We start from the raw sequence: 21,750 nt of genomic DNA on the forward strand, positions 1-21,750 counted from the left end.
CGGGACCGCGACAGCCGCGTGGAGGGAGCAATAAAAAAGGGAGCCGGGGTGACCCGTCTCCCTTGTTCAGGTTCGCTTTCGCGACCCGGGTCACCCTGGTGGGCAACCCGGATGGTTACCCGATATTATTCGGCTGCTGCTGCCATATCGGCAGTGTCGTTCGCTGCCAGCTCGACCGAGCAGAACTTGCGACCAAGTTTGCCCTGGCTAAACACGACGCGGCCATCGACCAGCGCAAACAGCGTATGGTCGGTACCGATGCCGACGTTCGTGCCGGGATAGAACTTCGTCCCGCGCTGACGCACGAGAATGTTGCCGGCGACGCACGCCTGGCCACCGAACTTCTTGACGCCGAGGCGACGACCGGCCGAATCGCGACCGTTGCGCGAAGAGCCGCCTGCTTTCTTATGTGCCATCTGAAGCTACTCCTTATGCCTGAGCGGCCGGGGCGGTGTCGCCCTCGTTGCTCTTTGCAGTCTGGCCGCCGACCGACACGATCTTCAGGATCGTATGCTGCTGGCGATGGCCGTTCTTACGACGATAGTTATGACGACGACGCTTCTTGAAGACGATGACCTTGTCTGCCTTCGCCTGCGCGATGATCTCTGCAGCGACGACGAAGCCCTCGACGGACCGCAGCTCGGAGCCTTCGCCCGCCAGCAGAACGTCACCCAGCGTCACCGACGCACCTGCATCGCCCTCGATCTTCTCGATGACGATCTTATCTCCGGCGGCGACGCGATACTGCTTGCCGCCCGTGCGCACGACTGCGAACATGGGCCTTGTCACTTTCCAAATACGTGTATCCCACGAACGCAGGGTCCGCCGGAAGAAGCCGGGCAGCTAAGCGAGGGGGGGAGAGTTGTCAACCGCGAAGGGGCGGGAAAGAGGGGGCGCGTAGGGTCGTCCACCACAACTGCACAAGATTTTCGCCGCGAAGGCGAGGCCCAGACTGGACGCCCGTCTTCGCGGAAGAACAAACTTCACTGGATCAAAGCGATTCGCCCTTAGTGCCGATGAACCTGCCGCAGCGCGTACCGACCATCCGCATATTCACTGAACAGCCCATCGATCGCCGGATGGTCCACCGGCTCGTCGCTGTCGTCCGGCACCAGGTTCTGCTGGCTCACATAGGCGACGTAGCTCGACTCCATGTTCTCCGCGAGCAGGTGGTAGAAAGGCTGGTCCTTGCGCGGACGGATGTCCTCGGGGATCGCCGCATACCATTCGTCGCTGTTCGCAAACACGGGGTCGACGTCGAAGATCACCCCGCGAAAATCGAACAGCCGGTGCCGCACGACGTCGCCGATCGAGAAATTCGCGTGCGAGATCGGCGGTGCGACCACCTCGGCGGGCACGATCGGGCGGGTGATGTCGTGAGCGATACTGTCGTGTCGGGGCATATCGGCTAATTTAGGGTTTGTTTTGCGCCGCACAAGGAAAACGCGTCGAGCGGCGCCCGGAGCGCTCAAAACCCTCTTGCATCGCTGGGGCCCTTTCATTAGAGGCCGCGCTTCGACCGATCGGAGGCGCTGTTCGCAGAGCTTCGGATGACCTGCGGAGAGGTGGCAGAGTGGTCGAACGTACCGCACTCGAAATGCGGCGTACCCGCGAGGGTACCGTGGGTTCGAATCCCACCCTCTCCGCCATTTATTCCCTACACCACCGGACATTCGCCGTCAGGCGCACTGCCATTGCGCGGTCTCTCGTGCATACGACGATGGCAATGCCCTCCGTCGCGGCCTAGACGATAGCGAGTACGACCGCCGCCGCGTCGTCGAGAAGGATGCCGCACCAAGCCTATGATATCGACCGACCAGGCACTGGCAGACCTTGGCTGGTCTGCGCATTTCGCGGACCAGATTGCCGAAGATGAGCAGCAATATTGCCACCCTGTCCGCGTGATGGCGGTGCACCGCGGCAAGATCGCGGTGTCCGGCGCCAAATCGGACGGTTTCGTCTCGCCCTATATCGCCGGTGCGCAGCCGACCGACGATCATCCGACGGTCGGCGACTGGCTGCTGATCGACGATCGCACGCAGGAGGCGACGCGCGTCCTTCGTCGCATGAACCTGTTCAAGCGACGCTCGCCGGCCGATCCGCGGAAAGATCAGATGATCGCCGCCAATGTCGACACCGTCTTCATCGTCGCATCGTGCAACCAGGATTTCAGCATCGCCAGGCTCGAGCGCTATCTCGTGCTGGCGCGCGAGGTGGGGGTGCCCCCGGTCGTCGTGCTCACCAAGGTCGACCTGACCGACACGCCCGAAGAGTTCGCCGCCGCCGCACGCGCGATCGAGCCGGGATTGCTCGTCGAAACCGTCGACGGGCGCGACCGGGCGGACGTCAAGCGGCTGGCGGCATGGTGCGGGCCCGGCAAGACCGTCGCGTTCCTCGGTTCGTCGGGCGTCGGCAAATCCACGCTCGTCAACGCCTTGCGCGGATCGGACAGCATCGGAACGCAGGCGGTGCGGGTCAAGGACGGTACCGGCCGCCACACGACGACGGTGCGCGAGATGCACCGGCTCGACCAGGGCGGCTGGCTGCTCGACCTGCCCGGTATGCGTGAGCTGCAATTATCGGAGGCCGCGACCGGGCTGGCCGAGGTGTTCGACGATATCGCGCTGCTCGCGCAGGAATGCCGCTTTGCCGATTGTTCGCACGGCGTCGAGCCGGGATGCGCGATCCAGGCGGCGATCACTGCGGGGACGCTGGCACCTGACCGCTTCGAACGCTGGCGCAAGCTCAACGCGGAGGAAAACGGCGCCGCGTCACGGCTTACCAAGCGGCGGACCCGCTGACGGCCGGGATGCCGTTGGGCATCCCGGCGACGTCCACCGACTGGGAATTGGGACGGATCCATGTTCAGCTTGAGGGGCGCGCCGATCCTGAAAATCAGTCCGTCACCCCGGGCTCGTTCCGGGGTCCACCGTTCCGCAAGCTAAATTCTATCGAGCATGCGGCACCGTGGATGCCGGAACCAGTCCGGCATGACGGGGAAGCGCTCATCTGACGCCTCAAGCTGAATATAGATCGACCCCAAGAGCGTCATTACTGGCTCAACGGCACACTGCCAACGTCCCCCGAAGATGTTTCAAAGTATAGCCGGTCGCTACGATCTACGCCGGACAAGCAAACGCCCGGACCGTTGCCGATCCGGGCGCCTGCGTGACGATCGCTCGTCAGCCCCCATTTTTTTGCTCTCGCATCTCGTCTTGCGACGGAGCGGAAAAGCAGTCCCCGAACCACGGCCGTTGCCTGTGTCTCAGCGAGTTTGTTGCTAGTTATGTCCGTGAATTTTGTCACGGTCTTTGCGCGGGGCTGCTCACGATTGAACTGGGCCTGTGGCGATTACGCAACAGACCAATCTAGACACTTCCGGATCGGGACTAACCCGGCCCTGCACGAGGGGGGCGCCGCACGCCGGGCACACCGTAACGCACCGGCTTCAGAACCGGCCCGACAGTTGCCTCGCAACGGGCCGCGTCCTAGAGCCGCTGCACTCTATCCCTAACGATCGAACCTGGCCGCCCATGATCCTGTCCCGCTACGAACGGATGATAGCCCGCCGCTATCTGCTGCCGGGCAAGGGCGAGGCGTTCATCTTCCTCGTCGCCTCGATCAGCCTGGTCGCGGTCATGCTCGGCGTCGCCGCGCTGGTGATCGTGATGAGCGTGATGAACGGCTTCCGCGCCGAGCTCTTCGACAAGATCGTCGGGCTCAACGGCCATGCGGTGGTGCAGGGCGTCGGCAACCGGCTTCCCGACTGGCGCGAGATCGTCGCGCAGGCGCAGAAGACGCCGGGCGTCACCAGCGCGCTGCCGTTGATCGAACAGCCGCTCGCCGCGACCTATAACGGCCGCGCCGAGGCCGTGCTGGTCCGCGGCATGCGCGTCGACGACATCCGTCGCAATTCGACGATCAGCAACAAGATCGTGATGGGGTCGCTCCAGTCGATCACGCAAGGATCCGGCCGGATCGCGATCGGCTCGCGCCTCGCCGAATCGCTCGGTGCGCAGGTCGGCTCGGAGATTTCGCTGTTCAGCCCGCAAGGCCAGACGACGCCGTTCGGCACCGTCCCGCGGATCGTCAGCTATACGGTCGGCGCGATCTTCGAGATCGGCGTCTATGATTACGACAAGGCGTACATCATCATGCCGATCGAGGATGCGCAGACGCTCCTCCTGATGGGCGACGCGGCCGGCATGGTCGAGCTGAAGACGGTCGATGCGGACCGCGTCGGCGAGATCCTGAAGCCCCTCGCCGACAAGATCGGCGGCAACGCGGTGATCGCCGACTGGCGGACGATGAACGCGCAGCTGTTCGAGGCACTCGCGGTCGAGCGCGTCGCGATGTTCACCGTGCTGTCGATCATCATCCTGGTCGCGGTGTTCAACATCCTCTCGTCGCTGATCATGCTGGTCCGCGCCAAGACCCGCGACATCGCGATCCTGCGAACGATGGGCGCGACGCGTGGCTCGATGATGCGGATCTTCATCGTCGTCGGCACCACCATCGGGGCGCTCGGGACGGTCGCGGGCCTCGTGCTCGGCTTCATCTTCCTGTTCTACCGACAGGGCGTGGTGAACTTCGTCCAGCTCCTCACCGGCCAGAACCTGTGGGATCCGTCGATCCGCTATCTGACCGAACTTCCATCGAAGACCGACCCCGTCGAGATCGTCGTGATCGCGCTGATGGCGCTCGTTTTCAGCTTCCTCGCGACGCTCTATCCGGCCTGGAAAGCGGCGAGTACCGACCCCGTGCAGGTGCTGCGTTATGAATGAAGGCCTCAAAATCGATCGCCAGATCGAGAAGTTCGACGATTACGTCCTTCAGACCAGCGGACTGACCAAGAGCTTCACGCAGGGTGGCGCGACGATCGACGTGCTGCGCGGCGTCGATCTCGCAATCGCACCAGGCGAGATCGTCGCGCTGCTCGGGCCATCGGGCTCGGGCAAGTCGACCTTGTTGCAAGCCGTGGGCCTGCTCGAGGGTGGCTTCCAGGGATCGATCAGGATCGCCGGGACCGAGGCGGCCAAGCTCAACGCGCATGAGCGGACCGTGGTGCGTCGCGACAGCCTCGGCTTCGTCTACCAGTTCCACCACCTGCTGCCGGACTTCAACGCGACCGAGAACGTCGTCCTCCCGCAACTCGTCCACGGCGCGACGCGGGTCGAGGCGGACCGGCGTGCAGCGGAATTGCTGACGCAGCTCGGGCTCGGCCACCGCCTGACGCACCGCCCGAGCCAGCTTTCCGGCGGCGAGCAACAGCGCGTCGCCGTCGCCCGTGCGCTCGCCAACAAACCCGCGCTGGTGCTGGCCGACGAGCCGACTGGCAATCTGGACGAGCACACCGCCGACATCGTCTTCGCCGAGTTCATCCGACTGGTCCGCGAACAGGGCACCGCGGCAGTGGTCGCGACGCACAACGAGCGCCTCGCGGCGCGCATGGACCGCGTGCTGCGACTGCACGAGGGACGGCTGGCGTGAGCTGGGGCGAGACGCCGACGCTCACCGGGCGTCACGTCACGCTCCGCCCGCTGGTCGCTGACGACATGGACGCGCTGGTCGCGGCCGCGTCGGCGGACAACCTTTGGGATACGTTCTACGCCAACGTCTCGATGATGAAGACGCCGGATCGCTGGTTCGCGGCGGCGTTCCAGCAGCAGGATCAGGGACGCGCACGGCTGTTCGCGGTAGAGGCCGACGGGATCGTCGTCGGCACCACGCGCTTGATGCGGCTGAACGAAGCGCATCGCCGGCTCGAGATCGGAGGCACCTTCTATGCGAAGGCGGTTCAGCGCACGGGCGTCAACACCGAGGCCAAGCTCCTGCTGCTCACCCACGCCTTCGACGCCCTCGGCTGCGAATGCGTCCAGATCCGCACCGACGCGCTTAACAAGCGGTCGCAAGCCGCGATCGAACGGCTCGGTGCGAAACGCGATGGCGTGTTGCGCGGGCACCAGGTCATGGCCGACGGCCGCTTGCGCGATACGGTGGTCTACAGCATCCTCAAGCACGAATGGCCCGGCGTGCGCCAGAACCTGACGTATCTGCTCGCCCGACACCCCGCCTGACTGGAGGACCGTCCATGACTGCGATCACCGACTTCACCGTAAAGAGCGCCGATGGCAGCGCCGCCTCGCTCGAACCGTATCGTGGCAAGGTGTTGCTGATCGTCAACACCGCTTCGAAATGCGGCTTCACCCCGCAATATGACGGCCTCGAAGCACTCCACCGCGACTATGCCGATCGGGATTTCGAAGTGCTCGCGTTCCCGTGCAATCAGTTCGGCGGGCAGGAGCCGGGCGATGCGGCCGAGATCGCCAATTTCTGCACGCTGACGTACGACGTGACGTTCCCGGTGTTCGCGAAGGTCGACGTCAACGGGGCAGGGGCAGACCCGCTGTTCGAGCGGTTGAAGTCGGATGCGCCGGGCGTGCTCGGGTCGAGGGCGATCAAGTGGAATTTCACCAAGTTCCTCGTCGGGCGCGATGGGGAGGTTGTCGACCGCTACGCCCCAACCACCAAGCCCGAAGACATCCGCAAGGACATCGAGAAGCTGCTGTAGTTCGAGCGCGGTATTAGTTGGCGCCGCCCACCACAGCCGCCACCCCGGCGAAGGCCGGGGCCCAGTTGGGGGACGTCTCTAACTGCGGTCAGCGCTTGGTTACTGCAACCATTCCAACTGGGCCCCGGCCTTCGCCGGGGTAGTGTATGAGGGGATAAGCTGGCGTATCCCAAAATAAGCGTGTTTCCCCGCGAAGGCGGGGGCCCAGACTGGGCTCCCGCCTTCGCGGGGGAACACGCTAGCGCGGGGGAACACGCTTCGTGGTGTCGCTAGGTGCTCACACAGAAAACGCCGGCGCGCCTTTTTTGTGCGCGAGCGCCGAAGCAACCGAAGTCACCCCACCAAATAAGAAACTGATCCCCAAGACATACCCCGGCAACGTCAACGCCGACCAAGGCAGCGTCGCCAGCACGATCACCGCGAGCAGTATATTCACCACCCCCAGCGCAATCATCAGCCCCTTACCCCGCCGAAACCGCGCCCCAAGCCCGATTTCCAACGCGCCGCGAACACCCAACCAAACCGCGATCAGCAGCGTCAAGGAGATCGCCCCCGTCGCGGGCTCGAACGCCATGATCAACCCGATCACCAGCGACACCAGCCCGAACCCGATCGCATAGCCGCGCCCCTCGTGTCCCTTGCCGGCAAACCCCGACACAATCGACACGATCCCGGCCGCGATGAAGAACGCCCCAATCACCAATGTCGCGGCATAGGTCGCGGAGAACGGCGACGCGAACGCCATGATCCCGAGCACCACCGACAGCACGCCATACGCCAGGATCCATCCCCAGCCGGCGCCCGCGCGCGGCGTCCCCGCAGCGGTGGTTTCGGTATCGGCAAAGTGCCCGCGTGGATCGGTCATGAAGAATGCTCCCAGAAGTCTCCGCCGCAACGGCTCGTCGTGTCCGCGGTTCCGATCGGACTCATCCCGGCTGGTCGAATCACGCCGCAGCGCCTACCTCCTGTCGATGCATTCCGGTTACGTCCCCCTCCGCGTTTTCTCCTGCTACACCATGCTCGACGGCGCCATCGATCCAAAGGCGATCGCCAAGCAGGCACGCGCGCTGGGCTTCCCCGCCGCCGCACTGACCGATCGCAACGGCCTCTACGCAGCGATGGCGTATTCGGACGCCGCCAAGAAGGACGGAGTCCAGCCGATCATCGGCGTCATGCTCGGCGTCGGTCGCCCCGACATGCCCGACGGCGTCGCGACGCAGTTCGACTGGCTCGCGCTCTACGCGCAAACCATGACCGGCTACGACAATCTCTGCGCGCTTGTCTCGATGGCGCATCTCGACCGCCCGATCGAGATGCCGGCGCATGTCGACTTCGCTGCGCTCGAACGCCACACCGACGGCCTGATAGCGCTGACCGCAGGCGGTGAAGGCGGTCTCGCCCGGCTGTTCGCGGAAGGCCAGCCAGACCGCGCGCGCGCGTATCTAGACCGCCTACAAGGCTTGTTCGGCGACCGCCTTTACATCGAGCTCTCGCGCCGCAACGACGCGATCGAAACTGCCGCCGAAGCCGACCTCATCGACATCGCCTACGAGCGCAACCTGCCGCTCGTCGCGACCAACCCGTGCTGCTTTACCGAGAGCGCGTTCGGCGACGCGCACGATGCCATGCTCTGCATCGCGCACTCGACCTATGTCGAGACCGAGGACCGCATCCGCAGCTGCCCCGAAGCCTGGATGAAGCCCGCGTCGGTGATGCACGAGATGTTCGCCGACCTGCCCGAGGCGATCGCCAACACGCTCGTCGTCGCGCAGCGCTGCGCGGTGATGGCGCCGTACCGCAAACCGATCCTCCCCAGCCTCGCCGGCGATATCGAGGGCGAGGCGAAGCTCCTCCGCGACGACGCCGAAGCCGGTCTCGAAGCGCGTCTCGCCCGCATCACCGCGCTGCACGGCGAAGGCGAAGACGGCTGGCGCGACGTGTACCGCAAGCGGCTCGCGTTCGAGGTCGACGTGATCGTCCAGATGGGTTTTCCCGGATACTTCCTGATCGTCGCCGACTTCATCAAATGGGCGAAGGACCATGACATTCCGGTCGGCCCGGGCCGCGGCTCGGGCGCAGGCTCGGTGGTTGCCTGGTCGCTTACGATCACCGATCTCGATCCGATCAAGCTCGGCCTGCTGTTCGAGCGCTTCCTGAATCCAGAACGCGTGTCGATGCCCGATTTCGACATCGATTTTTGCGAAACTAGGCGCGTTGAAGTGATTCGATACGTCCAGGAGAAATACGGCCGCGATCAGGTCGCGCAGATCATCACCTTCGGAAAATTGAAAGCGCGCGCGGTGCTCAAGGACACCGGGCGCGTGTTGCAGATGAGCTACGGCCAGATCGATCGTCTCGCGAAACTGGTTCCGAACCACCCGACCGACCCCTGGACGCTGGAACGCGCGCTCAACGGCGTCGGCGAACTGGCGAAGGAATACGCCAACGACAACGGCGTGCGGAAGCTCCTCGATCTGGCGATGAAGCTTGAGGGCCTGCCGCGCCATTCGTCGACGCACGCCGCCGGCGTGGTGATCGGCGACCGGCCGCTCGCACAGCTGGTTCCGCTGTACCGCGATCCGCGCTCCGACATGCCTGTTACCCAGTTCGACATGAAATATGTCGAGGGCGCGGGCCTCGTGAAGTTCGATTTTCTCGGGCTGAAGACGCTGTCGGTACTGCAAAAGGCGGTGCAGCTGCTCGCCAAGCGCGGCGTAATCGTCGATCTCGACGCACTCGAATGGGACGACACTGGCGTCTACGCGCTCCTGCAAAAGGGCGACACGGTCGGGGTGTTCCAGCTCGAGTCGGAGGGCATGCGCCGCACGCTGTCCGCGGTCCGCCCGTCCAATTTCGGCGACATCATCGCGCTCGTCTCGCTCTATCGACCGGGCCCGATGGACAACATCCCGTCGTTCGGCCGCCGCAAGAACGGCACCGAGGCGATCGACTATCCGCACCCGCTGCTCGAACCGATCCTGTCGGAGACCTACGGGATTTTCGTCTACCAGGAACAGGTCATGCAGGCCGCGCAGTTCCTCGCCGGCTTCTCGCTCGGTGGCGCCGATCTGCTGCGCCGCGCGATGGGCAAGAAGGTGAAGGCCGAGATGGACGCGCAGCGCGCGGGCTTCGTCGAAGGCTGTCTCACCGTCAACGGCATCAAGAAGGCCGAGGCGAACGCGCTGTTCGACTTGATCGACAAGTTCGCCGGCTACGGCTTCAACAAGAGCCACGCCGCCGCCTACGCGCTGCTCGCCTACCAGACCGCATGGCTGAAGGCGCACCACCCACACGAATTCTTCGCCGCCTCGATGTGCTACGACCTCCATCAGACCGACAAGCTCGCGATCTTCACCGACGACATGCGCCGGCTGGGGATCACCGCGCTGCCGCCGTGCATCAACGCGAGCCAAGCCGAGTTCGACGTCGAGGTCCTGCCCGACATCGAACTCGGACCAGAAGATTGTTCACCCGCGAAGGCGGGTGCCCAGACTGGGTCCCCGCCTTCGCGGGGAAACAATCTGGCGGTGCGTTATGCGCTAGGCGCCCTCAAGAGCGTAGGCGAAGGCGCGATGGAGAAGCTCATCGTCGAGCGCGTCCAGAACGGCCCGTTCGCCGGTCTCGACGATCTCGCCAAGCGCGTCGACCCGCGCCTCCTCAACAAGCGCCAACTCGAAACGCTCGCCGCCGCCGGCGCCTTCGACGGCCTCGACCAGAACCGCGCCGGCATCCACGCCACCGCCGAAACCATCCTCGCGATCGCCGCGCGCACGCACGAGCAGAAGACCAGCGGGCAGGGCGGCCTGTTCGGCGACGCCGAGCCCGCCGGCGACGCGATCAAGCTCCCCCCCTCGGTCCGCTGGACGCTCAGCCAGCGCATGGACCAGGAGAAGGAGGCGTTCGGGTTCTATTTCTCCGCGCACCCGGTCGATCGCCACCGCCACATCGCGGTCAGCCACGGCGCGCGGGCCTACACCGCGCTGTCCGAGCTCAACATCCCCGACGATGGCAGCCGCGCCGGCGCGACGATGGCGGTGCTGGTCGAGGACGCACGTTATCGCACGTCCGCGCGCGGCAAGCGTTTCATGATGGCGCAATGCTCTGACGCCAGCGGCCAGTTCATGGCGACCTGCTTCGATGACCAGGTCTCGAAGGACCTGGAGGAGGCGGCAAAGGCCGGCGGCTGCGGGCTCATCACCGTCGAACTCGACCGCAAGCCGGGCGAGGACACGCCGCGCGTCAGCATAAAGCGCATCCAGCCGTTCGAGGGCCTCGCCAACCTCGCGCGCTTCCAGGTGGTCGTGACGATCTCCGGGATGACCGCGTTCGCCGGCCTCGCCTCGCTGCTCGCCGAACATCGCGGTGCGCGCGGTGAGGTCCGCGTGCGCGCGCAACTGCCCGACGGCGAGGTCTGCATCCTGCTGGGTCGCGACTTCCTGCTCGACGGAGAGCTTGTCGAGCACATCGAGTCGTTGCACGGTGTCGCCAAGGTGGAGATGAAGACCTCGGAAACGAGGCTCGCTCTGGTCGGTTAACAGCTTGGGAGAGCATGAATGCTGGGTGGAATGCAGGATTTCGAGCTTCGTGTTCCCCGCCTGATAGACCACGCGGCGCGGGAGCATGGCGCGAGGGAACTCGTCAGCTACTGGGCCGACGGTCGCGAGACGCGCACCAACTGGGCCGGCATCTCCCGTGACGCCCGCAAACTCGCCCAGGCGCTCGAAAAGCTCGGCGTAGCGCCCGGCGACCGGGTCGCGACGCTGGCGATGAACCACGCGCACCACCTCGTCGCCTGGTACGGCACGATCGGGATGGGGGGCGTGATCCACACGATCAACCCCCGGCTGTTCGACGAGCAACTCGTCTACATCGCCAACCACGCCGAAGACCGCGTGATGCTCTACGACAAGGCGTTCCAGCCGCTGGTCGATCGCCTTCGCGCGCAGTGGACCAGCGTCCGCCACTATATCTGCTTCGACGATCTCGGCCCGGACGGTTTCCAGGCGATGCTCGACGCGGAAGACGGCGATTACGCGTGGGTCGAAGGCCCCGAGCGCGAGCCTTGCATGCTCTGCTACACCAGCGGCACCACCGGCAATCCGAAGGGCGTGCTCTATACGCACCGCTCGACGCTGATCCACGCGATGGCCGAGGTCGCGCCGTGGGTGTTCGATCTCTCGCCCAACGCGGTCGTGCTGCCGGTCGTGCCGATGTTCCATGCCGCCGCCTGGGGCCTGCCGTTCGCCTGCGCGCTTTCGGGGGCGAAAGTCGTCTATTCCGCCGTCAACGATCCGGCCGTGCTGTGCCGCCTGATGAACGACGAAAAGGTGACGCACTCCGCCGGCGTGCCGACCGTCTGGCTCGCGATGTTCGGCCACATGGACGCCTCGGGCGATGCGCCGCGCCACCTCAAGCAGGTAACGATCGGCGGCTCGGCAGCGCCGCGCGCGATGATCGAGCGGATCATGGGCATGGGCGCCACGGTCAAGCACCTCTGGGGCATGACCGAGACCTCGCCAATCGGCACCGCGGGCTTCAACCCGCCGCACTGGGACGACATGACGCACGACGAGAAACTCGACCTCGTCGGCAAACAGGGCAGCGTGCCGTTCGGCATCGAGCTCCGCATCATCGACGACGAGGGCGTCGTCCTCCCCCGCGACGGCTCGATCGCCGGCCGGTTGCAGGTTAGGGGCCCCTGGGTCGTCCAGCGCTATTTCGGCGCCGACGAGGACGTGGTCGACGCGGACGGCTGGTTCGACACCGGCGACGTCGCGATGCTCCACGCGGACGGCACGATGCAGATCACCGACCGCTCCAAGGACGTCATCAAGTCCGGCGGCGAATGGATCAGTTCGGTCGACCTGGAGAACGCGGCCGTTGGCTGTCCGGGCGTCGCGGAGGCGGCCGCAATCGGCGTCCACCATCCGAAATGGGACGAGCGCCCATTATTGCTGGTAGTCCGCAAGTCCGGCAGCGCGGTCGACGAGCACGCAATCCTCGATCACCTCGCGAAACACGTCGCCAAATGGTGGTTACCCGACGCGATCGTCTTCGTCGACGACCTGCCGCACACCGCCACGGGTAAACTGCTCAAGACCGCGCTCCGTGAACGCTTCAAGGATTTCGCGCTAGCCGCTGCCTGATCAATCCGCTTAGGCCGACTATGGCCGGATCAGGCCGACGCCTCGTGCAATACTATGCCGCGCGGGGCGTCCGCTTGGCTTTCCTGATCCGCGGTTCGACGATCATGTCAGCCGCCGCCTTGATCTCCTGCCGAAGCTCGTCACGCTTCTCGTGGATCGAGGCGATCACCGGCCCCATCGCCACGCCGAGATCGACCAGCACTGCCTCTGCCAACTGCAATGAACTCTCCAGCGTCTCCGGCACTGCGTCGGTCACACCCGCACGGTACAGTTCGGCCGCATGCGCCGTATCGCGCGCGCGCGCGACGATCGGCAGGTCCGGCGCCAAAGCTCGCACTCGCCGCGCCAGGCGCACGGTCAGCACCGGGTCGTCCATCGTCAGGATCAACGCCTTGGCGGTATGCAGCTTCAATCGTTCGACCAGTTCGGGGCGGGCGACGTCGCCAAACAATACCGGGTGGCCCAGCATGCGGGCCTCTTCCACCGAATCGATATCCGCCTCGACCGCGACGTATTTCTGGCTGTGGACCGCCAGCATGTCCGCGACCATCCGGCCGACCCGGCCGAAGCCGATCACGACCGTCCCCGGCCCATCGTCGTCGATCTCGATATCGCCCGCGTCGGCGACCGATCGGCTCTCCAATTGGCGCGAGACGGTCCGGCCGAGCTTTGCCAGCAGCGGCGTGATCGTCAGCCCGATCGCGGTGACCGTCTGCCAGAACGACGCGGTCGACGGCAGGATCAGCTGTGCCTGTGCAGCCGTCGCGAGCACGATCAGCGTCGTCTCGGACGGACTGCCCATCAGCAGTCCGGTCTCCGCCGCAACACCCCGGCGGGAATTGGCGACGCGGAGGAACAGGAACGTGACGACGGCCTTGGTCGCGACCACGCCGGTCACTGCCAGCAGCAGCGACGGCCAGTTCTGCGCGATCAGCCGGAGGTCGAGGCTCATGCCGACGGTGATCAGGAACACACCGAGCGCGAGCCCCTTGAACGGCGCGGTGATGACCTCGACCTCGCTGTGATATTCGGTCTCGGCGATCAGCAACCCCGCCAGCAGCGCGCCGACGATCGGCGACAGGCCGGCGGCGGTGGTCGCGACGCTCGCGACGATCACCACCAGCAGCGACGCGGCGAGGAACAACTCAGGGCTCTTGGTGCGCGCGGCCTGCCCGAACAGCCGAGGCAGGACGACACGCCCGCCGATATACATCGCGACCACGGTCAGCCCGCCGCGCAATGCCACGCCGGCGATGTTCGACCAGCCGTCCGCACTTGCTGTCGGCGCCAGCGCACCCAGCACGAAGATGATCGGGACGAGCGCCAGATCCTCGAACAACAGCATCGCGAACGCACCACGCCCGACCGCGCCGGTAGTGCCGACGAGCGGCAGGACCAGAGCGGTGGACGAGAGTGCGAGTGCGAACCCGAGCCCGATCGCGCCGGCCCATTCCTGGCCGATGAAGTGAAGCGCGACGCCGATGATAAGCGCCGAGCCAATCAGTTCGGCGGCGCCGGTGCCGAACACGAGCTGCTTCATCGACCATAGTCGCTTGAACGAAAGCTCGAGGCCAATCGAGAACAGCAGCAGGATGATGCCGAACTCGGCGAACGGCTCGATCGATTCCGGGTTTGATATGGTCAGGTAATAGAGCCACGGCGCGGATCCGGTCAGCGAGCCTAGCCCCGCGGGGCCGACCAGCAGTCCGACCAGGATGAAGCCGATGACCGGGCTGACCCGGAACCGTGCGAACGCCGGGATGACGAGCCCGGCCGCGCCGAGAATGACGAGCGTGTCGCTGAAACCTTGATTGTCGAGCCGTAATGCCATGCGTGCGACCTTAGGGGACGCATGACGGAATTGTCACCCGTGGTGACATGTGCAGCGGAATACGGCTTTGCGTCCGGTTAACGCTTCCGTCATCCTGAATTTCGTCAGGATGACGGAAGAGAGAGAACCCCGCCCCCGTTTCCGGGAGCGGGGTGCTAGTTCAGGCCCAGTTGGCCATTTCGGTTTCGAGGTTGGACCGCACCTGCTCGAAGAACTGCTCGGTCGTCATCCAGGGCTGGTCTGGCCCGATCAGGATCGCGAGATCCTTGGTCATGTGGCCGTTCTCGACCGTCTGGACGCAGACGCGCTCGAGCGTCTCGGCGAACTTCGTGACGTCGGGCGTATCGTCGAACTTGCCGCGATACTTCAGGCCACCGGTCCACGCGAAGATCGATGCAATCGGGTTGGTCGAGGTTGCCTTGCCCTGCTCGTGCATGCGGAAGTGTCGCGTGACGGTGCCGTGCGCCGCCTCGGCCTCGACGGTCTTGCCGTCCGGGGTCAGCAGGATCGAGGTCATCAGGCCGAGCGACCCGAAGCCCTGTGCGACCTGGTCCGACTGGACGTCGCCGTCATAGTTCTTGCAGGCCCAGACGAACTCGCCGTTCCACTTCAGCGCCGATGCGACCATGTCGTCGATCAGGCGATGCTCGTAGACGATGCCGGCTTCCTTGAACTTGTCCTTGAACTCGGCCTCGAACACCTCGGCGAAGAGGTCCTTGAAGCGGCCGTCATAGGCCTTCAGGATCGTGTTCTTCGTCGACAGGTATACCGGCCACTTCAGGTTGAGACCGTAGTGCATCGACGCGCGTGCGAAATCGCGGATCGAATCGTCAAGGTTGTACATCGCCATCGCGACGCCCGCCGACGGGAACTGGAACACCTCGCGGTCGATGACCGTGCCGTCGTCGCCTTCGAAGACGAGGCGCAGCTTGCCCGGGCCGGGGACCAGATAGTCGGTCGCGCGATACTGATCGCCGAATGCGTGACGGCCGACGACGATCGGGTGCGTCCAGCCCGGGATCAGGCGGGGGACGTTCTTGATCACGATCGGCTCGCGGAAGATGGTGCCGCCGAGGATGTTGCGGATCGTGCCGTTCGGCGACTTCCACATCTTCTTCAGGCCGAACTCGGTCACGCGCTGCTCGTCGGGCGTGATCGTCGCGCACTTCACCGCGACGCCGTGCTTCTGCGTGGCGAGCGCGCTGTCGATCGTGACCTGGTCGTCGGTCGCGTCGCGGTGTTCGACGCCGAGGTCGTAGTAATCGAGTTCGATGTCCAGATAGGGCTTGATCAGGCGCTCGCGGATCCATTCCCAGATGATCCGCGTCATCTCGTCGCCGTCGATCTCCACGATCGGATTCTTTACCTTGATCTTCGCCATGTGCGCGTCCTTCGGGGGAGGGGTTTGGGGAGCGTCTAGGGGACCGCGACGCCACGATCAACCATATGGTCCTGTAAGGAAAAGCCGGTTCAGCGTTGTATCGCGCGTCGTGCACGGATAGACCCGCAGGTTATGGCATCGCTCGACAAGCCGCCCGTCACGACCTCCACGGTCAAATGGCGATTTCCCGCAGTCCATCCGGAGGGCCACAAATACGTCGCGATCGCGACCGGCATCACCCTGCTGCTGACGATCATCAGCCACGTGCTGTTCTGGCCGATGGTCGGCGTCGTGATCTGGGTCGCGACGTTCTTCCGCGATCCGATCCGCACCACCCCACAAGGCGAAGGCCTGATCGTCGCCCCCGCAGACGGGCTGATCACGATGATCCAGCGCGTGCCGATCCCGCGCGAGCTCGCCGGCGAGAACGGTCTCGGCGATGCACCGCTGGTGCGCGTGTCGATCTTCATGTCGGTGTTCGACGTGCACATCAATCGCACGCCGATCGCCGGTACGATCCGCCAAGTGGTCTATATCTCTGGCAAGTTTCTCAACGCCGACCTCGACAAGGCGAGCGACGAGAACGAGCGCCAGCATTTTGTCGTCGAGGACCGCAACGGCATGCGGATCGGCTTCACGCAGATCGCCGGCCTGGTCGCGCGCCGCATCCTCGGCTTCGTGAAAGCTGGCGACATGGTCGCGGTGGGCCAGCGCATCGGCCTGATCCGGTTCGGTAGCCGAGTCGACGTGTACCTGCCTGATCACGTCGTGCCGCAGGTCTGCCTCGGCCAGCGCAGCATCGCGGGTGAGACCGTGCTCGGCCGCGTCGGTGGCGTTCCAGTCGGCGGTATCGCCCAGTGATGGATCGCGACGGGATCGACGACGGTTCGACCGGTTCGATCGATGAGCGGGGCCGGGGGCGGTTCGGTCGCACGCGTCGTGCACCGCGCGGACTTCCCCTGCGCGCCGTCGCTCCCAACGCCGTTACCGCGCTAGCCCTGTGTTCAGGCTTGAGTGGCGTGCGGTTCGCGATCGGCGGACAATGGGAAAGTGCCGTCGCGATGATCATGGTCGCCGGCGTGCTCGACGGCCTGGACGGTCGGATCGCCCGGATGCTGCACGGCGAAAGCCGGTTCGGTGCCGAGCTCGATTCGCTGTCCGACGCGATCTCGTTCGGCGTTGCGCCTGCCCTAATCATCTATCTCTGGTCATTGACGGCTTTGCCGCGCGTCGGCTGGATCTGCTCGTTGATCCTCGCCGTGTTCTGCGCGCTGCGTCTCGCACGCTTCAACGCCAAGATCGACGAGAGCCACCAGCCGCATAAGTCCGCGGGTTTCCTAACCGGCGTGCCGGCTCCAGCCGGCGCGGGGCTCGCGCTGATGCCGATGTTCTTCTGGTTTTGGACCGATGAGCCCAGGTTTGCGTCGCCGTATTTCGTGGCGCCCTGGGTCGCGTTCGTCGCGCTGCTGATGGTGTCGAGTATCGCGACTTACTCGTGGAGTTCAGTGAAACTCCGCAGCAACATCCGGTTCGAGGCCATTGCGCTTGTCGTACTGCTTGGCGCTGCCATCGTGAGCGCGCCATGGCATACGCTCAGCATCATCTGCGTACTGTACCTGCTCTCGATGCCGTTCAGCATCGCAAGTTACGCCAAGATCAGGCGGCAGCGTTCCAGCGGCGGGCGGGCACCGGAGCCGACGTCGAAGCCCAGCGCCTGACCGCAATCCGGCGCTCCGCAACAGCCAGCGTGCGGAGCGGCTGGAACGCGGGTTCGACGTTGCCCATCGCGAGACGGACGATACGGTCCCACTGCGGCGCGATCGACGAGACGATCATCATGCCCGCGACCGCGAATGCACCAGCAAAAACCATGAAGCTCAGAACCAACATCACGTCCGCCTTCCTATGAGTTGCGAACAAATTCCTAATATCCGCAAACACTTGGTCAGAAACATCGTTCCACTCGTCGCATTTCGAATCCCGTCCTGCCGGGGTGATTCCGCGCCGAGTCGAACATCTGTTCCCCTCTGAGCCCTTTATGTTCTCATTGCGTTCCATGAGTCAAGCGGGCCTTGTGCGATTGCTTTTCGAATAGAGCCACGCTAAGGGCCGCGCCTCTAACCCCGCATGGGAGGCATCATAGCCCGGTGCGTCACGGTCATTCGGCCACGACGTCATCCGCTTCCCAGAGGCACAACCGGAAGGATATATCCCTATGGCGGCTCCAGTCGTCTCCATGCAGCAGCTCATCGAAACGGGCGCGCATTTCGGCCACCAGACTCATCGGTGGAACCCCAAGATGAAGCCTTACATCTTCGGTGATCGTAACGGCGTCCACATCCTCGACCTTTCGCAGACCGTGCCGCTGTTCGCGCGCGCGCTCGAATTCGTCTCGTCGGCGGTTGCCGGTGGTGGCAAGGTCCTGTTCGTCGGCACCAAGCGCCAGGCACAGGAGCCCGTCGCAGACGCAGCGCGTCGTTCGGGTCAGCACTTCGTCAACCATCGCTGGTTGGGCGGCATGCTCACCAACTGGAAGACCATCTCGGGTTCGATCAAGCGGCTCAAGACGCTTGAGGAAATGCTGTCGGGCGACACCGTCGGCCTGACCAAGAAGGAAGTCCTTCAGCTCACCCGCGAGAAGGACAAGCTCGAGCTTTCGCTCGGCGGCATTCGCGACATGGGCGGCATTCCCGACGTGATGTTCGTGATCGACGCGAACAAGGAAGAGCTGGCGATCAAGGAAGCCAACACGCTGGGTATTCCCGTCGTCGCGATCCTCGATTCGAACGTGTCGCCGGACGGCATCGCCTTCCCGGTTCCCGCGAACGACGACGCAGCCCGCGCCATCCGCCTGTACTGCGAGGCGATCGCGATCGCAGCGACGCGCGGCGGCCAGGAGCAGCAGCGCCGCACCGGTGCCGACATCGGCGCGATGGTCGAGCCGCCGAAGGAAGAGGCATTGAGCGCAGAGCCGGCCGTCGAAGCTACGGCTGACACGGCACAGGCAACCGCGAATGCCGATACCGCTGCGGAATTCGCAGCCGAGGGTGAGCGCCAGATCGACGCATAAGCGTCGTCGCCGAACCGTCATGCGGGCGGGGTAGGGCGAAAGCTCTGCCTCGCCCGCAACCATATTCAGACCTAAAAAGGATTAGAGACATGGCCGATATCACGGCAGCGATGGTCAAGGATTTGCGCGAGAAGAGCGGCGCGGGCATGATGGATTGCAAGAAGGCGCTGAGCGAGAACGCCGGCGACATGGAGCAGGCGATGGACTGGCTGCGCACCAAGGGGCTCGCAGCCGCCGCCAAGAAGTCCAGCCGTACCGCGGCCGAGGGCCTGGTCGGCGTCGCCGTGTCGGGCACCAAGGGTGCAGCGGTCGAAGTCAATTCGGAGACCGATTTCGTTGCGAAGAACGACCAGTTCCAGTCGTTCGTCCGTGACGTCACGCAGATCGCGCTCGCAACGGGTGGCGACATCGAGGCGCTGAAGTCGCAGGCGATGCCATCGGGCAAGACCGTCGAGGAAGTCCTGACGAACAACGTCGCGACGATCGGCGAGAACCAGTCGCTGCGCCGCTCGCGCACGCTGGAAGTCAGCAAGGGTGCGGTCGTTCCTTACATCCACAACGCGGCCGCCCCTGGCCTGGGCAAGATCGGCGTTCTCGTCGCGCTCGAGTCGGAGGCTTCGGACGAGGTTCTCCAGGCGCTCGGCAAGCAGCTCGCGATGCACATCGCGGCCGCTTTCCCGAAGGCGCTGAACGAGGCCGACCTCGACGAGTCCGAGATCGAGCGCGAGCGCGCCATCGCGACCGAGAAGGCCGCCGAGTCGGGCAAGCCTGCCGACATCATCGCCAAGATGGTCGAGGGCGGTATCGCCAAGTACCGCAAGGAGCATGCCCTGGTCAGCCAGCTGTTCGTGATGGACGGCAAGACCAAGATCTCCGACGTCGTCGCCAAGGCCGGCAAGGACGCGGGCGCCGAGATCAAGCTGGTGGACTATGTCCGCTTCCAGCTCGGCGAAGGCATCGAGAAGGAGCAGTCCGACTTCGCAGCCGAGGTTGCTGCCGCTTCGGGCGTTCCGCAGGCGTAAGCCGACTTCCTCCCTCGCCCCTCCGGGGAGAGGGAAGGGGCCCGCGGCCACTTGGTCGTGGGAAGGGTGAGGGGAGTGGTGAGGTCTCGAACCTCACGCCCCCTCATCCGGCCCTGCCGGGCCACCTTCTCCCCGAGGGGAGAAGGATCGCGGGGCAGCCTTGGTGGTGCTCCGTCATCCCCGCGTAGGCTGGGATCCATAAACTCCGGCGCCGGTGATCCATTAAGACGCCAGCCAGTATGGGTTCCCGCCTCCGCGGGAATGACGATCGTTCTCCGTTGCGCGTTTCGCGAACGACGATTTTCCGTCTCATCTCCATCGAGTTTCGATGCACGCGCCGCACAGCGCTTCACATCCCGGGCCTCGCCGCCTAAGGTCCGCGCCGCCCCGCCAATCACAATTCGAGATTTATGACGCCTCCGCGCTACAACCGTATCCTGCTGAAACTGTCGGGCGAAGTCCTGATGGGGCCGTCGGGTCTTTCGATCGATCCGACCGTCACCGCGCGCGTCGCGCAGGAGATCGCGGACATCAAGGCGAAGGGCTATGAGATCTGCATCGTCGTCGGTGGTGGCAACATCTTCCGCGGCATGGCGGGCGCCGCGCGCGGGATGGACCGCGCGACGGGCGATTACATGGGCATGCTCGCGACCGTGATGAACGCGCTGGCGGTGCAGAACGCGCTGGAGCAGATCGGCGTGGACACGCGCGTCCAGTCGGCGATCCCGATGGCGTCGGTGTGCGAGCCGTTCATCCGTCGTCGCGCCGAGCGTCACCTGGAGAAGGGCCGCGTCGTGATCTTCGCGGCGGGCGTCGGCAGCCCCTATTTCACCACCGATTCTGGCGCCGCGCTGCGTGCCGCCGAGATGAAGTGCGATGCGCTGTTCAAGGGCACTTCGGTCGACGGCGTCTATAACGCCGACCCGAAGACGCACCCGGACGCAGTGCGCTACGAAACGGTCACGTACAGCCGCGTGCTGTCCGACGATCTCAAGGTCATGGACGCGAGCGCGATCGCGCTGTGCCGTGACAACAACATCCCGATCGTCGTCTTCAACATCCGCGAACCCGGCAATCTCGCCGCGGTGTTGGCGGGTGATGGCGTGTCGACGATCGTCCAGAACGAGCAGGAGCTTTAAGATGGCTGCATACGACAAGACCGACCTCGAACGCCGCATGGCGGGTGCCGTCGAAGCGCTGAAGAGCGATCTCGCCGGCCTGCGCACGGGGCGCGCGTCGACCGCGTTGCTCGATCCGGTGATGGTGACGGTGTATGGGTCGTCGATGCCGCTGAACCAGGTTGCGACCGTCTCGGCGCCCGAGCCGCGGATGCTGTCGGTGCAGGTCTGGGACAAGTCGAACGTCGGCCCGACCGACAAGGCGATCCGCTCGGCCGGCCTGGGGCTCAACCCGATCGTCGACGGTCAGACGCTGCGCCTGCCTATCCCGGACCTGACCGAGGAGCGCCGCAAGGAGCTCGCCAAGCTTGCCGGCCAGTACGCCGAGAAGGCGCGCATCGCGGTCCGCAACGTCCGCCGCGACGGCATGGATTCGCTCAAGGTCGACGAGAAGAAGGGCGTGTTCAGCGAGGACGAGCGCAAGCGTCACGAGACCGAAGTGCAGAAGCTGACCGACGGCATCATCGCCGAACTCGATTCGACTGCGACCGCCAAGGAAAAGGAAATCCTGGGCAAGTGAGATTGCAGGCCTCCTCGGCCGCGCCGCTCGC

General features: G+C 64.9%; 20 protein-coding genes and 1 tRNA gene. 14 read left to right on the plus strand and 7 right to left on the minus strand.

What is annotated here, in order from left to right; genetic code table 11:
* Positions 1-125 precede the first annotated feature (125 nt).
* The 3 genes from rpmA to hspQ all read right to left on the minus strand — a co-directional run bounded on the left by rpmA (position 126) and on the right by hspQ (position 1,403).
* Entirely contained in the window at positions 126-416 is a 291-nt protein-coding gene (gene rpmA / locus AC1ME3_RS09120; RefSeq protein WP_056055842.1) for a 50S ribosomal protein L27, read from the minus strand.
* A 13-nt stretch (positions 417-429) separates the two neighbouring features.
* Positions 430-777: a 50S ribosomal protein L21 gene (gene rplU / locus AC1ME3_RS09125; protein WP_107963253.1), complete on the minus strand. Its 348-nt coding sequence runs from the start codon at positions 775-777 to the stop codon at positions 430-432.
* 230 nt (positions 778-1,007) lie between these two features.
* Entirely contained in the window at positions 1,008-1,403 is a 396-nt protein-coding gene (gene hspQ / locus AC1ME3_RS09130) for a heat shock protein HspQ (RefSeq protein WP_253071177.1), read from the minus strand.
* A 156-nt stretch (positions 1,404-1,559) separates the two neighbouring features.
* On the opposite strand from hspQ, the gene AC1ME3_RS09135 reads away from it, so the two are divergent.
* The 6 genes from AC1ME3_RS09135 (at position 1,560) to AC1ME3_RS09160 (ending at position 6,571) form a co-directional block, all read left to right on the plus strand.
* Positions 1,560-1,649, plus strand: a tRNA-Ser gene (locus tag AC1ME3_RS09135).
* 153 nt (positions 1,650-1,802) lie between these two features.
* Positions 1,803-2,801 carry a ribosome small subunit-dependent GTPase A gene (rsgA, locus tag AC1ME3_RS09140; RefSeq protein WP_480955712.1) on the plus strand — a complete coding sequence of 333 codons (999 nt, stop codon included), beginning with the start codon at positions 1,803-1,805 and terminating at the stop codon, positions 2,799-2,801.
* 732 nt (positions 2,802-3,533) lie between these two features.
* Positions 3,534-4,784: a lipoprotein-releasing ABC transporter permease subunit gene (locus tag AC1ME3_RS09145; protein ID WP_480955713.1), complete on the plus strand. Its 1,251-nt coding sequence runs from the start codon at positions 3,534-3,536 to the stop codon at positions 4,782-4,784.
* Positions 4,777-5,490, plus strand: a complete 714-nt coding sequence (locus tag AC1ME3_RS09150) for an ABC transporter ATP-binding protein (protein ID WP_093399625.1) — start codon at positions 4,777-4,779, stop codon at positions 5,488-5,490. Before AC1ME3_RS09145 ends, AC1ME3_RS09150 begins: the two co-directional genes overlap by 8 nt.
* Entirely contained in the window at positions 5,487-6,077 is a 591-nt protein-coding gene (locus AC1ME3_RS09155) for a GNAT family N-acetyltransferase (protein ID WP_480955714.1), read from the plus strand. Before AC1ME3_RS09150 ends, AC1ME3_RS09155 begins: the two co-directional genes overlap by 4 nt.
* Positions 6,078-6,091: 14 nt before the next feature.
* Positions 6,092-6,571 carry a glutathione peroxidase gene (locus tag AC1ME3_RS09160; RefSeq protein ID WP_480955715.1) on the plus strand — a complete coding sequence of 160 codons (480 nt, stop codon included), beginning with the start codon at positions 6,092-6,094 and terminating at the stop codon, positions 6,569-6,571.
* 277 nt (positions 6,572-6,848) lie between these two features.
* Here AC1ME3_RS09160 and AC1ME3_RS09165 read toward each other — a convergent pair whose 3' ends face one another.
* Complete coding sequence (locus AC1ME3_RS09165; protein WP_480955716.1) at positions 6,849-7,436, minus strand: HdeD family acid-resistance protein; 588 nt, start codon at positions 7,434-7,436, stop codon at positions 6,849-6,851.
* 151 nt (positions 7,437-7,587) lie between these two features.
* Between AC1ME3_RS09165 and dnaE the strand changes: the two genes are divergently transcribed.
* Both dnaE and AC1ME3_RS09175 read left to right on the plus strand, forming a co-directional pair.
* Complete coding sequence (dnaE, locus tag AC1ME3_RS09170; protein ID WP_480955717.1) at positions 7,588-11,106, plus strand: DNA polymerase III subunit alpha; 3,519 nt, start codon at positions 7,588-7,590, stop codon at positions 11,104-11,106.
* Between the two features lie 18 nt (positions 11,107-11,124).
* Complete coding sequence (locus AC1ME3_RS09175) at positions 11,125-12,717, plus strand: long-chain fatty acid--CoA ligase (protein ID WP_480955718.1); 1,593 nt, start codon at positions 11,125-11,127, stop codon at positions 12,715-12,717.
* 52 nt (positions 12,718-12,769) lie between these two features.
* Here the strand turns inward: AC1ME3_RS09175 and AC1ME3_RS09180 are convergent, their stop codons facing one another.
* Both AC1ME3_RS09180 and AC1ME3_RS09185 read right to left on the minus strand, forming a co-directional pair.
* Positions 12,770-14,548, minus strand: coding sequence for a cation:proton antiporter domain-containing protein (locus AC1ME3_RS09180; RefSeq protein WP_480955719.1), 1,779 nt, complete (start codon positions 14,546-14,548; stop codon positions 12,770-12,772).
* A gap of 160 nt (positions 14,549-14,708) precedes the next feature.
* The gene (locus AC1ME3_RS09185) at positions 14,709-15,929 is read right to left on the minus strand and encodes an NADP-dependent isocitrate dehydrogenase (RefSeq protein WP_121886639.1); all 1,221 of its coding nucleotides are present in this window, start codon (positions 15,927-15,929) and stop codon (positions 14,709-14,711) included.
* A 132-nt stretch (positions 15,930-16,061) separates the two neighbouring features.
* Here AC1ME3_RS09185 and AC1ME3_RS09190 point away from each other — a divergent pair, with 132 nt between their 5' ends.
* Positions 16,062-16,790 carry a phosphatidylserine decarboxylase gene (locus AC1ME3_RS09190; protein WP_480955720.1) on the plus strand — a complete coding sequence of 243 codons (729 nt, stop codon included), beginning with the start codon at positions 16,062-16,064 and terminating at the stop codon, positions 16,788-16,790.
* Entirely contained in the window at positions 16,790-17,647 is an 858-nt protein-coding gene (locus tag AC1ME3_RS09195; protein WP_480955721.1) for a CDP-alcohol phosphatidyltransferase family protein, read from the plus strand. Before AC1ME3_RS09190 ends, AC1ME3_RS09195 begins: the two co-directional genes overlap by 1 nt.
* Here the strand turns inward: AC1ME3_RS09195 and AC1ME3_RS09200 are convergent.
* Entirely contained in the window at positions 17,586-17,819 is a 234-nt protein-coding gene (locus AC1ME3_RS09200; RefSeq protein ID WP_056489532.1) for a hypothetical protein, read from the minus strand. The genes AC1ME3_RS09195 and AC1ME3_RS09200 overlap by 62 nt on opposite strands.
* 325 nt (positions 17,820-18,144) lie before the next feature.
* Between AC1ME3_RS09200 and rpsB the strand changes: the two genes are divergently transcribed.
* The 4 genes from rpsB (at position 18,145) to frr (ending at position 21,719) form a co-directional block, all read left to right on the plus strand.
* A complete protein-coding gene (gene rpsB / locus AC1ME3_RS09205) occupies positions 18,145-18,999 on the plus strand; it encodes a 30S ribosomal protein S2 (RefSeq protein ID WP_480955722.1) in 855 nt (284 codons plus the stop codon).
* Between the two features lie 89 nt (positions 19,000-19,088).
* Positions 19,089-20,021, plus strand: a complete 933-nt coding sequence (gene tsf / locus AC1ME3_RS09210; protein ID WP_056055945.1) for a translation elongation factor Ts — start codon at positions 19,089-19,091, stop codon at positions 20,019-20,021.
* Between the two features lie 410 nt (positions 20,022-20,431).
* Complete coding sequence (pyrH, locus tag AC1ME3_RS09215) at positions 20,432-21,160, plus strand: UMP kinase (RefSeq protein ID WP_056066004.1); 729 nt, start codon at positions 20,432-20,434, stop codon at positions 21,158-21,160.
* Position 21,161: 1 nt separating this feature from the next.
* The gene (frr, locus tag AC1ME3_RS09220; protein WP_480955723.1) at positions 21,162-21,719 is read left to right on the plus strand and encodes a ribosome recycling factor; all 558 of its coding nucleotides are present in this window, start codon (positions 21,162-21,164) and stop codon (positions 21,717-21,719) included.
* Positions 21,720-21,750: the final 31 nt, after the last annotated feature.

Source organism: Sphingomonas sp. BL2 (assembly GCF_056680015.1).

What these genes read in the sequence shown, in the direction of transcription:
- AC1ME3_RS09165 (WP_480955716.1), bottom strand. Translation starts at nt 7,436, where the DNA reads ATGACCGATCCACGCGGGCACTTTGCCGATACCGAAACCACCGCTGCG.
- hspQ (WP_253071177.1), bottom strand. Translation starts at nt 1,403, where the DNA reads ATGCCCCGACACGACAGTATCGCTCACGACATCACCCGCCCGATCGTG.
- rplU (WP_107963253.1), bottom strand. Translation starts at nt 777, where the DNA reads ATGTTCGCAGTCGTGCGCACGGGCGGCAAGCAGTATCGCGTCGCCGCC.
- AC1ME3_RS09195 (WP_480955721.1), top strand. Translation starts at nt 16,790, where the DNA reads ATGGATCGCGACGGGATCGACGACGGTTCGACCGGTTCGATCGATGAG.
- AC1ME3_RS09145 (WP_480955713.1), top strand. Translation starts at nt 3,534, where the DNA reads ATGATCCTGTCCCGCTACGAACGGATGATAGCCCGCCGCTATCTGCTG.
- rpmA (WP_056055842.1), bottom strand. Translation starts at nt 416, where the DNA reads ATGGCACATAAGAAAGCAGGCGGCTCTTCGCGCAACGGTCGCGATTCG.
- AC1ME3_RS09190 (WP_480955720.1), top strand. Translation starts at nt 16,062, where the DNA reads ATGGCATCGCTCGACAAGCCGCCCGTCACGACCTCCACGGTCAAATGG.
- AC1ME3_RS09160 (WP_480955715.1), top strand. Translation starts at nt 6,092, where the DNA reads ATGACTGCGATCACCGACTTCACCGTAAAGAGCGCCGATGGCAGCGCC.
- pyrH (WP_056066004.1), top strand. Translation starts at nt 20,432, where the DNA reads ATGACGCCTCCGCGCTACAACCGTATCCTGCTGAAACTGTCGGGCGAA.
- rsgA (WP_480955712.1), top strand. Translation starts at nt 1,803, where the DNA reads ATGATATCGACCGACCAGGCACTGGCAGACCTTGGCTGGTCTGCGCAT.
- AC1ME3_RS09150 (WP_093399625.1), top strand. Translation starts at nt 4,777, where the DNA reads ATGAATGAAGGCCTCAAAATCGATCGCCAGATCGAGAAGTTCGACGAT.
- tsf (WP_056055945.1), top strand. Translation starts at nt 19,089, where the DNA reads ATGGCCGATATCACGGCAGCGATGGTCAAGGATTTGCGCGAGAAGAGC.
- AC1ME3_RS09180 (WP_480955719.1), bottom strand. Translation starts at nt 14,548, where the DNA reads ATGGCATTACGGCTCGACAATCAAGGTTTCAGCGACACGCTCGTCATT.
- frr (WP_480955723.1), top strand. Translation starts at nt 21,162, where the DNA reads ATGGCTGCATACGACAAGACCGACCTCGAACGCCGCATGGCGGGTGCC.
- AC1ME3_RS09185 (WP_121886639.1), bottom strand. Translation starts at nt 15,929, where the DNA reads ATGGCGAAGATCAAGGTAAAGAATCCGATCGTGGAGATCGACGGCGAC.
- rpsB (WP_480955722.1), top strand. Translation starts at nt 18,145, where the DNA reads ATGGCGGCTCCAGTCGTCTCCATGCAGCAGCTCATCGAAACGGGCGCG.
- dnaE (WP_480955717.1), top strand. Translation starts at nt 7,588, where the DNA reads ATGCTCGACGGCGCCATCGATCCAAAGGCGATCGCCAAGCAGGCACGC.
- AC1ME3_RS09200 (WP_056489532.1), bottom strand. Translation starts at nt 17,819, where the DNA reads ATGTTGGTTCTGAGCTTCATGGTTTTTGCTGGTGCATTCGCGGTCGCG.
- AC1ME3_RS09175 (WP_480955718.1), top strand. Translation starts at nt 11,125, where the DNA reads ATGCTGGGTGGAATGCAGGATTTCGAGCTTCGTGTTCCCCGCCTGATA.